Source organism: Pseudomonas sp. S3E12 (assembly GCF_001702295.1).
Classification (GTDB): domain Bacteria; phylum Pseudomonadota; class Gammaproteobacteria; order Pseudomonadales; family Pseudomonadaceae; genus Aquipseudomonas; species Aquipseudomonas marginalis.
This window is the reverse complement of the sequence record NZ_MBDT01000016.1, coordinates 82920-95444: the sequence shown is the minus strand read 5'-3', so window position 1 is coordinate 95444 and position 12525 is coordinate 82920. Positions and strand designations below refer to the sequence as shown.

At 64.6% G+C, this 12525-nt stretch carries 11 protein-coding genes; 3 read left to right on the top strand and 8 right to left on the bottom strand.

Annotation, left to right across the window (positions count from 1 at the left end; translation table 11 throughout):
- Window positions 1–15 precede the first annotated feature (15 nt).
- The 4 genes from BB029_RS14015 to BB029_RS14000 all read right to left on the bottom strand — a co-directional run bounded on the left by BB029_RS14015 (window position 16) and on the right by BB029_RS14000 (window position 5546).
- On the bottom strand, window positions 16–1257 hold the full coding sequence (locus BB029_RS14015) for a thiolase family protein (protein ID WP_065939633.1): 1242 nt from the start codon (window positions 1255–1257) through the stop codon (window positions 16–18).
- Window positions 1254–3128, bottom strand: a complete 1875-nt coding sequence (locus BB029_RS14010) for a feruloyl-CoA synthase (RefSeq protein ID WP_065939632.1) — start codon at window positions 3126–3128, stop codon at window positions 1254–1256. Before BB029_RS14010 ends, BB029_RS14015 begins: the two co-directional genes overlap by 4 nt.
- Window positions 3129–3190: 62 nt before the next feature.
- On the bottom strand, window positions 3191–4639 hold the full coding sequence (locus BB029_RS14005) for an aldehyde dehydrogenase (protein ID WP_053139707.1): 1449 nt from the start codon (window positions 4637–4639) through the stop codon (window positions 3191–3193).
- A gap of 76 nt (window positions 4640–4715) precedes the next feature.
- Window positions 4716–5546 carry a p-hydroxycinnamoyl CoA hydratase/lyase gene (locus tag BB029_RS14000; RefSeq protein WP_010567568.1) on the bottom strand — a complete coding sequence of 277 codons (831 nt, stop codon included), beginning with the start codon at window positions 5544–5546 and terminating at the stop codon, window positions 4716–4718.
- A gap of 213 nt (window positions 5547–5759) precedes the next feature.
- Between BB029_RS14000 and BB029_RS13995 the strand changes: the two genes are divergently transcribed.
- Window positions 5760–6248: a MarR family winged helix-turn-helix transcriptional regulator gene (locus BB029_RS13995; RefSeq protein ID WP_065939631.1), complete on the top strand. Its 489-nt coding sequence runs from the start codon at window positions 5760–5762 to the stop codon at window positions 6246–6248.
- 5 nt (window positions 6249–6253) lie between these two features.
- Here BB029_RS13995 and BB029_RS13990 read toward each other — a convergent pair whose 3' ends face one another.
- Entirely contained in the window at window positions 6254–7579 is a 1326-nt protein-coding gene (locus BB029_RS13990) for an OprD family porin (RefSeq protein ID WP_065939630.1), read from the bottom strand.
- On the opposite strand from BB029_RS13990, the gene BB029_RS33790 reads away from it, so the two are divergent.
- Both BB029_RS33790 and mhpT read left to right on the top strand, forming a co-directional pair.
- The gene (locus tag BB029_RS33790; protein WP_256558265.1) at window positions 7578–7706 is read left to right on the top strand and encodes a hypothetical protein; all 129 of its coding nucleotides are present in this window, start codon (window positions 7578–7580) and stop codon (window positions 7704–7706) included. The genes BB029_RS13990 and BB029_RS33790 overlap by 2 nt on opposite strands.
- Before the next feature lie 181 nt (window positions 7707–7887).
- Entirely contained in the window at window positions 7888–9096 is a 1209-nt protein-coding gene (mhpT, locus tag BB029_RS13985) for a 3-(3-hydroxy-phenyl)propionate transporter MhpT (RefSeq protein WP_065939629.1), read from the top strand.
- Here mhpT and BB029_RS13980 read toward each other — a convergent pair.
- The 3 genes from BB029_RS13980 to BB029_RS13970 all read right to left on the bottom strand — a co-directional run bounded on the left by BB029_RS13980 (window position 9074) and on the right by BB029_RS13970 (window position 12383).
- Window positions 9074–10021: a transporter gene (locus BB029_RS13980; protein ID WP_065939628.1), complete on the bottom strand. Its 948-nt coding sequence runs from the start codon at window positions 10019–10021 to the stop codon at window positions 9074–9076. The genes mhpT and BB029_RS13980 overlap by 23 nt on opposite strands.
- A gap of 81 nt (window positions 10022–10102) precedes the next feature.
- A complete protein-coding gene (locus BB029_RS13975; RefSeq protein ID WP_065939627.1) occupies window positions 10103–10870 on the bottom strand; it encodes a coniferyl-alcohol dehydrogenase in 768 nt (255 codons plus the stop codon).
- A 37-nt stretch (window positions 10871–10907) separates the two neighbouring features.
- Complete coding sequence (locus tag BB029_RS13970; RefSeq protein WP_065939626.1) at window positions 10908–12383, bottom strand: benzaldehyde dehydrogenase; 1476 nt, start codon at window positions 12381–12383, stop codon at window positions 10908–10910.
- Window positions 12384–12525 lie beyond the last annotated feature (142 nt).

Genomic DNA, 12525 nt, shown 5'->3' with positions numbered 1-12525 from the left:
AAAGAATCATGCGCTTCAAGCCGGGTAGGCAGGGTTCTCGATCAGCAACGCCATGCCCTGCCCGCCACCCACACACGCCGCGGCAATCCCGTAGCGCAGGTTGTGCTGGCGCAGTTGTCGGGCCAGGGTCATCACCAGGCGCAGGCCGGTGGCGGCCAACGGATGCCCCAGCGCAAGGGAGCCGCCCTCGACGTTGAGGCGGCTGTTGTCCAGCTCCAGTTCATGGGCCACGGCGAGTACCTGGGCGGCCTGGGCTTCGTTGATCTCGAAGCGGCCGATGTCGCCCAGGTCCAAGCCGCTGCGTTGCAGCAGCAGGCGAATCGCCGGTGCCGGGCCGATGCCCATGAACTCGGGGGCCACGCCAACCACCGCGCTGGCCAGCAGCCGCGCCAGGGCCGGACGCGTGCAGGCCGAGGCACGTCCCACCAAAGCCGCCGCCGCACCATCGACCACCGCACAACTGTTGCCGGCGGTTTGCACGCCGCCTGGATGCACGGCGCGCAAGCGCGTCAGGGCTTCAAGATCAGTGGGTCGTGGGTGGCTGTCGGCGCTGACGGCACTGGCCCGGCGCGCAAGGCTGATGCCTCTGGGCTGATACCCCTCAAGCTCGAACACCTGGTTATCGACCGTGACGATTTCTTCCGCCCACGCGCCCTCACGTTGCGCCTGCAAGGCACGCTGGTGGCTGTCGCAGGCGTAGCGGTCCACGGCCTTGCGGCTCAGGCCATAACGGCGCGCCAGGTTGTCGGCGGTGGCGATCATGTCCATTCCCGGGGCCGGGTCGTACAGGGCCTCCCAGAGAAAATCCTTGAATTGCACCTCGCCGCCGAGGCGAAACCCATCCCGATGGGTGTAGGCCGCAATCGGGTTGCGCGACATGGATTCACTGGCCACGCACAGCGCCAGTTGCACCTCGTCGCGCAGTTGTTCAGCGGCCTGGCGCAGCAGCTCGAAACCGGTGGCGCAGATGCGCTGCACCCCCAGTGCCGGGACCGCTTGCGCCACCCCGCTGTACAGGCCGATATGCCGGGGCAGCAAGTACGCATCGAAACTGGCCTGGGCCATGGAGCCGGCCAGCACGCTGTCCACCGCCAGGGGGTCGATGCCGGCCCGGGCCAGCACTTCGCGGCCGACCTTGATCCCCAAATCGATAGGCGACACCTGGGACAGTGCGCCGCCAAGGTCGACCCACGGCGTGCGCACCGCCGCGAAAATCGCCGCATCGGCAAACGCCGAGTACTGCCCGGCGCTGTTCAAGGCTTGGGCCCGGCGCGCAGGATCGCAGGATCTTCACCGCGATACAGCGCCTCGACCTTGGCCGCACGCCATTGCAGCACGGCGCGCTGGTTGATCGAACCCTTGTCGGTGATTTCCCCGCGATCGATAGACGCTGGCTCGTCGAGCAGAGCAATCCATTCCAGGCGACTGGCATTGCCGGTGGCCTCGCGGTTGAGGCGCTGCAACCAGTCGCCGAACCACTGGCGTACCGGCGCGCTGGCCAGCACCTCGGCGTCGCTGGCGTCGGCGCTCAAGCCGGCCAACCGACGGCACTCGTAGAGCCGGGGGAACACCAGCGCTCCCAGGCATTCACGGTCCGGCGCGGCAATCACCAGGTCCTGCACATAGGGGGAGCCGTCGAGCACCGCGCGATTGCGCAACGGGCCGACACTGACAAACACCCCGGAAGACAACTTGAAATCCTCGGCAATCCGCCCGTCGAACATCAGCCCCAGTTGCGGCTGGTGCGGGTCAGCGAGCTTGATCGCGTCACCTGAACAGTAGAAACCCTGGTCGTCGAACACCTCGGCGGTTTGCTCGGGCGCCCGCCAGTACCCCGGCATGATGTGCGGCCCGCGGAAGCGCCCTTCGAACTTGCCGTCCAACGGCACCAGGCGCACCTCGCAGCCGGGCGCAGGCAAGCCGATATAGCCGGCCATGGACAACGGCCCGGTGGTGAAGGTGCAGGACGGCGCGGCTTCGGTCATGCCCAGCCCGGCCATCATGCGGATGCGTTCACCGCAGTGCTGTTCGGCCACGCGGTCGAGGCGATCCCAGATACTTTGCGACAGGCCGGCGGCGGCGAAGAAGAACAGTTTCATCCGCGCAAAAAACCGTTCGCGCAACGCGGCGTCCTGTTCCAGGGCGTTGACCAGCTCTTCCCAGCCCTTGGGCACCGTCAGGTAGGCCGTGGGCGAGATGTCATTGAGGTTGCGCAGGGTCTCGGCAAAGCCCTGGGCGGTCGGCTTGCCATCGTCGAGGTAAAAGGTGCCGCCGTTGTAGAGCACGATGCCGACGTTATGGCTACCGCCAAACGTATGGTTCCACGGCAGCCAGTCCACCAGTACCGGCGGTTCCTCACCGAACACCGGAAATGTCTGCAACAGCATTTGCTGGTTGGCGCAGAGCATGCGCTGGGTGGTGATCACCGCCTTGGGCAACTTGGTCGAGCCCGAAGTGAACAGGAACTTGGCGATGCTGTCGGGGCCGGTGGCCTGGAACGCCGCGTCGGCCTCGGCGGCGCCCGGCGTTTGCAGCAGGCTGGCGAAGCTGACCTGAGTGCGTCCAGGCACGTGGCCGCGCACGCTGATCAGCGGGGTCTCGGCCGGCAGGACGGCGTCGATGGCGCGCTGGTAAGCCGCCGCATCGCTGACGAACACCAGCCCCGGTTGCAGCAGGTCGCACACATGCCGCAGCTTGGCGAAATCCTGGGACAACAACGAATACGCCGGCGATACCGGGCAGTAAGGAATACCGGCGTACATCGCGCCGAGGGCGACCTGCAAATGCTCGATGTCGTTGCCCGACAGCAAGGCCAGCGGCTTATCCGCCGAGAGCCCGTAACGCAACAGGCCCTGGGCAATCGCACGCACGCTGTCGAGCATCTCGCGGTAGCTGACCCGGCGCCAATCACCACCGGCCTGGCGTGCCGCGATAAACGTCTGCTCGGGCCGCACCCGGGCCCAATGCACCAGGCGATCGAGCAGGCGCGTCGGCAACTCGGCCAGGGGCTCCAGGGAGCGCATATGCAGCACGCCGTGTTCTTCAGTGACCGCCACCGCTGCGTGGCCAATGGAGACCTCGCGGTATCGCGGTGCGGGCTGGGGTTGCGGTCTGAATTCGGAACTCACAAGGGTGTCCTCCAGCAAGGCGGATCAACGCCGCCTTGTTATTGTTATGTCGCGACGTCTGCTCAGATCGGGTAGTGCCGTGGCCCGTTCTGCAAGGTCACCCAGCGCAATTGCGTGAAGTGCTCGATCGAGGCCTTGCCGCCGAAGCTGCCGTAGCCGCTGGACTTGACCCCGCCAAACGGCATCTGCGCCTCGTCATGCACGGTCGGGCCGTTGATATGGCAAATGCCCGACTCGACACGCTGGGCCAGGGCCAGTGCACGCCCGGTGTCACGGCTGAAGATCGCCGCCGAGAGGCCGAACTCGGAGTCGTTGGCCAGGCGCAACAAGGCTTCATCCCCGTCACCGCGCAGCAGTACCGCCACCGGACCGAAGGACTCTTCGCGGTACAGGCGCATATGCTCGGTAACGCCATCGATCAGGGTCGGCTGCAGGATGCTGCCGTCCAGTTGGCCACCCACCACCAGCCGCGCGCCCTTGGCGAGGGCATCGTCGATCAGGGCCTTGATGCGCGTGCCGGCGCCGGCGTCCACCAGGGAACCCAGGACCGAATCCGCCGCCACGGGATCGCCCGCTCGCAGGGTCGCGACCTTGGCCGCCAGCTTGGCGGTGAAGGCATCGGCGACCTTGGCATCGACAATCAGGCGCTCGGTGGACATGCAAATCTGGCCCTGGTTGAAATAGGCGCCAAAGGCCGCCGCTGCCACCGCCGCGTCGAGGTCGGCGTCGTCGAGCACCAGCAACGGCGCCTTGCCGCCCAGTTCCAGCAAGGCCGGCTTGAGGTGACGCGCCGAGAGCTCGCCGACAATCCGCCCCACGTGGGTGGAGCCGGTGAAGTTGACCCGGCGCACGGCCGGGTTGGCGATCAGCCGCTCGACAATCGCAGCGGCATCCGCCGGGGCATTGCTGATGACATTGACCACGCCATCGCCCAGGCCGGCGTCCTGCAAGACCTGGCCAATCAGGCGGTGCACCGCCGGGCTCAACTCCGAGGCCTTGAGCACCACGGTATTGCCGCAGGCCAGCGGCATGGCGATGGCGCGGGTGGCGAGGATCACCGGGGCATTCCACGGCGCGATGCCCAGTACCACGCCGCAAGGCTGACGCAAGGCCATGGCGAAACTGCCGGGAACATCGGAGGGGATCACTTCACCGGTGATCTGGGTGGTCATCGACGCCGCTTCGCGCAGCATATTGGCCGCCAGGCGCACGTTGAAGCCATACCAGTTGGCCATGGCGCCGGTCTCGCCGGCGGCGGCAATGAATTCGGCGCTGCGCGCCTGCAATTGCTCGGCAGCCTTGAGCAAGCGGGTACGGCGTTCGTTGGGCGCCAGCGCCGCCCATGCGGGGAACGCGGCGTGGGCGGCCGCTACGGCGGCGTCGGCATCTTCCAGGGTGGCGGCGGCCACCCGCGAGACCACTTCACCGGTCACCGGGTTGCGACGTTCGAAGGTTCGACCGTCACGGGCGGGGCACGACTGGCCGCCGATCAACAGGGGCACGTCCAGCATGGTGATTCCTCTTTATTGTCTTTATCGGGAATACGTTCAAGCAGGGTACAACGGCGCGGCCAGGCGGCCGCGCCCTTCAGCGTTTATACGCCTGCAGGCCAGGCTTGATGCTCTTGTCGTCGAGGAACTGTTTCATGCCCTGCTCGCGACCGCCTTCGGTGTCGAGCAGGCGCGACTGATCGAGCTTGGCGTAGAGGTAATCCTCGTTCTGCTCCCAGGTCAATTCGCGGCAGCGCTTGAAGCCATGCTTGGCGGCACGCAGCACCACCGGGTTTTTCTCCAGCAGGTTGCGCGCCAGTTCGATGGTCACTTCGCGCAGTTGAGCCAGCGGCACGCTTTCGTTGACCAGGCCCATTTCGGCGGCTTTCTGCCCGCCAAAGGTCTTGCCGGTCATGATGTAGTACAGCGATTGGCGATGGCCCACGGTGTCGGCCATGGCCTTGCTCACCAGGTTGCCCGGCGGGATGCCCCAGTTGATTTCCGAGAGGCCGAAGGTGGCTTCGTCCGCACAGATCGCCAGGTCGCAGGCCACCAATGGGCTGAAACCACCGCCGAAGCACCAGCCATTGACCATGGCGATGGTCGGCTTGGCGTACATGCGCAGCAGTTTCCATTGCCATTGCGAGGCTTCGCGGCGGATTTTTTCCTGGAGGATTTCCGGGCCGGCGTCCACCTCGCGGAAGTATTCCTTGAGGTCCATGCCGGCGGTCCAGGCTTCGCCGGCGCCGGTCAGCACCAGCACGCCGGCGGCAGGGTCCTGCTCGAGGGTTTCGAGGACGTCGATCATTTCCCGGTTCAGGGTCGGGCTCATGGCGTTGCGTTTTTCCGGACGATTGAGAATGACCCAGGCGATGCCTTCTTCGATCTCAACCTTGACGGTGGTCCAACGGCCTTCGTAATTGCTCATGGCGGTACGCTCTTGTTCTGGGTTTGAAGATGAGTCGAAATTAAACCGCAAATATAGTTATGTCAATTAACTATTAATTCGGATAACCAATATTTTTACGCGATGAAACCTGTGTTTTCCAGGCGTTGTGAAAAGCCGGCATAGCCATGACGCGCCAACCCCGGCAAACTAGATAGACTTCTTAACCTCCACCTTCTGAGGATTGCACTGCCAATGGCCAAGCCTTCCACCATCGCCGCCGCCAGCCAGGCCCTGCCCGACAACGACGAGGTACGGCCGCCGCTGGATTCAGCCCTGGACGATCTGATCGGCTACGCCATGCGCCGCGCCCAGCTCAAGTTGTTCCAGAACCTGATCGGCCGGCTGTCGGACCACGACCTGCGCCCCGCACAGTTCTCGGCCCTGGCAATCATCGAGCAGAACCCCGGGCTGATGCAGGCCGACCTGGCCCGCGCACTGGCCATCGAGCCGCCCCAGGTAGTGCCGTTGCTGAACAAGCTGGAAAGCCGCGCCCTCGCCGTGCGGGTGCGCTGCAAGCCGGACAAGCGCTCCTATGGGATCTTCCTCAGCAAGAGCGGCGAAACCCTGCTCAAGGAGCTCAAGGCGATCGCCGCCCAGAGTGACCTGGACGCCACGGCCGCCCTTGACGCCCAGGAACGCGAAGAGCTGCTGCGCCTGCTGAAGAAGGTCTACCAGGACTGAGCGGCCTACCAGAGCGCCACGGTGTAGAGCACCAGGAAACGGGTCTGGTTTTCATCGCGAAACGCCGCGCCGCTCGGGAAGTCATTGCGGTAGATCGACTTGCGCGCCATGAACCCGACGTTCTTCAGCGGGCCGTCCTGGATCACATACCCCAACTCCATCTGGAACTCGCGCTCCTTGCGGTCCTCGGCATTGAAAGCGGCCAGTTCGATGTTGTCGCCGCGCACATAGCGCAGCCGAGTCTTCAACCCCGGCACACCCGCCGCAGCGAAGTCATAGTCGTAGATGGCCTGCCAGGTGCGCTCCTTGGCGTTGAGAAAGTCCGAGCTCATGGTCAGTTCGCTCATGCCCATCAACTCGGTGCCGGAGATATAGGGTGTGGCCGTCTCCCCGCTTGAGTGCATATAGCCAAGGCTTACGCGATGACCGCCGAGGCGGTAGCCGAACAGCGCCGAGAGGTTGCGGTTATCCACCTTGCCCGCCTTGGCACTGCCGTCCTCGCGGCTGAAAAAACTGCGCAGGTCGCTGGTGAACACACCCTCGCCCAGCGGCAGGTTGTGCAGCAGCGCCAGGGTGTCCTGCTGGTAGAGGTCGGCGACCTGGGAGTGATAGAGGCGCAGGCTGAGGTCTTTGTTGACCTGATAGTCACCGCCCACATACGCCAGGTGCGACGTGGTGGCGGTGGCGTTGAAACGCCGGTTGGGCGAGGCGATGGTCATGGCCTGGTAGTCGGTGGAGTCGCGCTTGTTGATGCGGTCGATGTAGCCGGTGTTGAAGGTCAGGCCATCGATGTCCTTGGAGCTCAAGGTGGTGCCGCGAAAGGTTTGCGGCAACAGGCGCGACGGGCTGGCAAAGGCGAACGGCAGGAAGATCGACACATCGCCGGCCTTCACCGTGGTTTGCGCAAACCGCAGCTTGGCAGTCGGGGCCAGGCGCGAGTACTCATCGGCGGCGCGCTTGTCGCTGGCCGACACCGGCAGCAACTCGGTGCCGCTGCGGTCCGGCGACGAGTCGAGCTTGACCCCCATCAACCCGCGCACATCCAGGCCGAAGCCCACCGGGCCCGGGGTGTAGCCCGATTCCAGGTTGAGGATGAACGCCTGGGCCCACTCCCGCGCGGCGGTCTTCGCCCCGTCGTCCTTGTAGTCGCGGTCCAGGTAGTAATTGCGCAAGGTCAAGGTGCCGTGGCTGTCGTCGATAAAGCCTGCGGCCCATAGCGAAGTGGGCAGCACGCTCAAGGCCAGGCATGCCATGAGCAGGCGTGGGGTATTGTTCGACACACAGGCGACGGGCGCCGCTGCAACGGCGTGCTCCATAGGGAGTTCTGGCATGTTCGATGTCCATTTTTTGTTGTTGTTTTTGGGGTGGCACACGCTCGGCCTCGTCGGCTTCGCGAGCCAAGAATGGAAACAGCCGGCGGTGCCCGTCAACCGCAACCGAGCGATAATCGAACATTAATAAAGCTATCTATTTTTTAGTTGCATATGGATCAACATAGCAAGCCAATGAATTACATGGATTTATTCATGTTTTATGGGCGGATTAATCCACGATTCATTTTTTAGTTATCTTTGTTATCTTAATCACCAGCAGCCACTCGCGCTCGTCACTACAACAAAAACAACAATGAGGTTTGCCCATGGACAGTCCATCGCGTCGTTCGACGCTGACTATTGCGTTGTGCTTTATCGTTGCGCTGATCGAAGGGTTCGATCTGCAGGCCGCCGGCACTGCCGCCGCCGGGTTACGTCAAACGTTCGCCCTGGATCCGAAGATGCTCGGCTGGGTGTTCAGCGTCGGCATCATCGGCCTGCTGCCGGGGGCGTTCTTCGGCGGCTGGGTCGCCGACCGCATCGGGCGCAAGAAAATCCTGGTGGGTGCCGTGCTGCTGTTCGGGCTGTTTTCCCTGAGCACCGCGTTTGTCGACAGCTACGCCAGCCTGTTGCTGGTGCGCTTTCTCACCGGCCTGGGCCTGGGCGCCGCGTTGCCCAACCTGATCGCGCTGTGCGCCGAAGCGGTGAGCGAACGCAACCGGGGCACGGCCATCAGCGTGATGTACTGCGGGGTGCCGCTGGGTGGCGCATTGGCCGCGGTGGTGGCGATGTTTTCCAGTGAGCACTGGCAGACCACCTTTATCGTCGGTGGCCTGGCGCCGTTGCTCGCCGTGCCGTTGATGATCCTGCTGCTGCCGGAGTCCAGCGCCTTTCGCCAACAGCGCGACACTACGCACGGCGCCCGCCCTTCTACCGGCCAGGCGCTGTTCGGCGAAGGTCGCGCCCGCGCCACGTTGGCGTTGTGGCTCAGCTATTTCTTCACCCTGACCGTGATGTACATGCTGCTTAACTGGCTGCCGTCGCTGTTGCTGGAGCAAGGTTTCAGCAAGCCCCAGGCGGGCATGGTGCAGATGCTCTTCAATATCGGCGGCGCCCTCGGCTCGCTGCTCGGCGGCGTGCTGCTGGATCGCTGCAATGCCGTCAAAGTGGTCCTGGGTGTGTATGCCGGATTGCTGGCGGCATTGGCCGGAGTCGGGTTGTCGGTAGGCATCGTGCCCATGGCCATTGCCGGTTTTGCCGCCGGCCTGTTCGTGATGGCCGCGCAGTTGGTGCTGTATGCATCGGCACCGCCCTCCTACCCGACCTCGGTGCGCGCCACCGGTGTCGGTGCTGCGGTGGCCGTCGGCCGCCTGGGTTCGGTGGCCGGGCCGCTGGCGGCCGGGCAACTGCTCGCCGCCGGCGCCGGCACCGCCGGGGTACTGCTGGCGACCTCCCCCGGGGTGGTGATTGCCGCACTGACCATCATCAGCGTGATGGTGCGTACGGCGCCCACTAGAACTTATGCAGCCAATTGAGCACCAGTTTGTTGCCCTGCGTGCGGTTCTCCGCCTGCTGCTCGAAATAGGCATTTACCGATAGCACGTCTTCCTTGCTGAACCCGTAGACCAGGCCTGGGCCAATGGCCCAGACCTTCTCCCGACGCCCGCTCACGGCGTGCCCATCGACCTGGGTGTCGGTGATCTGCTTCAACCAGTAGCCGTTAACCCCCACGCTCAGTTGCTGGCTCACGGCATATTGCAGGGTCAGGTTGGCATGCAACGCCTGCCCGGCCTGGGTATCGGAAACATCCCCGAAGCCTGCCTGCGGATCATCGTTCTTGCCATTCCACAGGTACATGAACCGCCCGCTCGTCGACCACGTCGGGCTGAACCAGTACGTCGCCGCGTAATACGGGTTGAATGACCAGAAGTTGCTGCCTGGGTTGATCGAGCGCTTGCGGTCATAGGCGCCCACCGGCACCGAGATATCGGCTTCGATACGTTGGGTCAACAGCGGGCTGCCATCGGCGCGGCTCAGAGTCGGCAGTTGCAGGAAGGGCCCCACAATCACATCACCAAAGCCGGCGCGAGAACTCAAGGCCGCATTGTTCAACCCGTCGTCGACATCCACATGGGCCAGGGAGGTGTTGATCAGGGTGAATCCGGGCATCGCGCCATTCGCCAAGGGTTGGCCGAGGTAGATGATCTGTGTGGTAGGCGCCACCACTTCCACGTCCTGGTTGGGCAGTGCCAGCTTGTGGCCGTTGGCATCATTGAAGCGGCTGGCCCGGGAATACGTCAGGTATTCCTCCAGGTACCAGCCAGGGCCGGCGGGTGCCGGTGAGCCGTCGTAGAAACTGGTGCTGCCCAGGTTGAGGCCGGGCAAGTCGTAAGCATGTGCAGTCGATGACAGTGCGATAAAGGTCCCGGCCGCAGCCGCCCGCAAGATAGGCTTGAGCATCTTGTATGTCCTGTATTTTTGTTGTTGTTCAAGACCCCCGGCACGGTGGATCCGCACCGGGGTTTACCGCTGGAGCAACCCCTACACGTAGGTCGCCGCCAACCCACCGTCCACCGGCAGATTGACCCCGTTGACCCAGCGCGCGGCGTCGGAGCAAAGGAAGGCGATCACCGCCGCCACCTCATCGGCCAGGGCCGGACGGGTCATGCGCTGGCTGTCCGCAGCCACCCGCTCAGGCCCGAGCATGCTGACAAAATCGTCGAGAATCGGGGTAAACACCGGCCCCGGCGCCACGCAGTTGATACGCACCGCGTGATCACGAAACCAGGCCTGGGATTGCTGGAAGCTCCACACGATCAGCGCTTCCTTGAAGTACTGATAACAGCTGGCCTGCTCCACCGGATTGGCCGCCAGCCATTGCTGCCCAGCCTCGAAGCCTTGGGTGGCAGCCAGGGCCTTGTGCAGCTCCAGGCGTTGCGGCCATTGCGCACCGAGCACCGAGGCGACATTGACGATGCTGCCGCCCGCCGCCATACGTGGCAGCAGTGCTTGAGTCAGGTGCCGCAACCCCAGGTAGTTGACCGTGGCCACCGCTTGCACGGGCGCGGTACCGGGCACGCCGGCGATGTTGCACAGCCCGTCGACCCGCGCCGGCAGGCGTGCCACCAGGGCATCGATGCTGGCCGGGTCGCCCAGGTCAGCCTGGAAGAAGCCATCCAGGGTCAGTTGCGGTGCATGGCGATCAACGCCGATCACCGTGGCGCCCTGGAAGCGCGCGAGCCGCGCCAGCTCGGCGCCAATGCCGGAGGCGACGCCGGTGACGACCAGGGTTTTGTTGTGCAGGTTCATGTTCAAGCCCTCTTGTTTTTGTATAGGCATAGGTGGATCAAAACGGATAGGCAGGCGCAGTGTTCTTCACCGTGACCCATTGCCACTGGCTGTACTCGTCCCAGTCGGCCGGCCCGCCTACGCTGCCGCCATTACCGGAAGCGCCGCGCCCACCAAAGGGGTTGATGCATTCGTCGGCGACGGTCTGGTCATTGATGTGCAGCAGGCCGCAGTCAAGCCGCTCGCCGATAGCCATGGCACGCCCGACCGAAGGCGAGATGATCGCGGCCGAGAGGCCGTACTCGGTGCGGTTGGCCAGTTCGATGGCCTCCTCGTCCGTGGCAAAACTGACCACCGTGGCCACCGGGCCGAAGATTTCATCCTCAAACGCACGCATCCCAGGCCGCACACCGCTGAGCACGGTGGGCTGGTAGAACAACTGGTCGTATTCGCCCCCCGCCTCCAACCGTGCGCCCGCTTGCAGGCTGTCGCTGACGATCTCGTGCACGCGCTGCAATTGCCGTTGGTTGATCAATGGGCCGAGCGCGGCTTCACCGCGGGCGGCATTGCCCACCGTCAACACCCGGGCCTTGTCCACCAACTTGCGCGTGAGGCGTTCGGCGATGGATTCATGGGCGAGAATCAAGCCGGTGGCCATGCAGATTTGCCCCTGGTGCAGCCAGGCGCCCCAGGCGGCATTGCTCGCGGCCAGGTCGAGGTCGGCGTCTTCGAGAATGATCAGCGGGTTCTTGCCGCCCAGTTCCAGCGCGACTTTTTTCAGGTGGCGTCCGGCCACTTCGGCGACTTTGCGCCCTGCCGCCGTCGACCCGGTGAACGCAATCATCTGCACATTCGGATCGCGGCACAGCGCCTCACCCGCCGGCGCGGCACCGGGCAATACCTGCAGCAGGCCCTTGGGCAAGCCCGCCTCTTCGAACAGCCGGGCGATCAGAAAACCACCGCTGACCGGGGTCTGCGGGTCGGGCTTGAGCACCACCGCATTGCCCGCCGCCAGGGCCGGGGCCACCGAGCGCAGTGAGAGCACCAGCGGAAAATTGAACGGTGAAATCACCCCGACCACGCCATGGGGCTGACGCCGGGCATAGGACAGGCGACCTGCCGCACTGGGCAGCACCAGCCCGTGAGGTTGGGACAACAGCCCCGCCGCCTGATGCAGCAGCACAATCGCCTCGCGCACTTCGTGCTCGCCCTTGAACAACGCGCCGCCGGTTTCCCGCGCGACGTACAGCGCCAGTTCGGCAAAGGACTGCTGGGCCAGGTCCGCCGCCTTGCGAAACACCTCGGCGCGCTCCCGTGGGCCGAGTGCTGCCCAGGCCGGCTGCGCCAGGGCCGCGCTGCGGCAGGCCACGGCGATGTCGGCCGGGTTGGCCATGGCGCAGCGCATCAGGGGTTCGCCGGTGGCGGGTTCGATCACCGCGATCACGGACCCCGAGGCAGGTATCCAGTCGCCGTTGAACAGGCATTCGGACGCAATGGCCCGCTGTAGCAAGTGGGTGGTTTCAGGTACTGACATGGCAACTCCCGGTTCTTGTAATTGTCATCGCCTGCACAGGGTGCAAGCGCCGCATCAAGCCTTGAGCAAAGGCTGTGCCGCTTGCACCCAACGACGCAGACATAAAGGACCGAGGGCTCTGGGACGAGGCCTGCCACGCGGC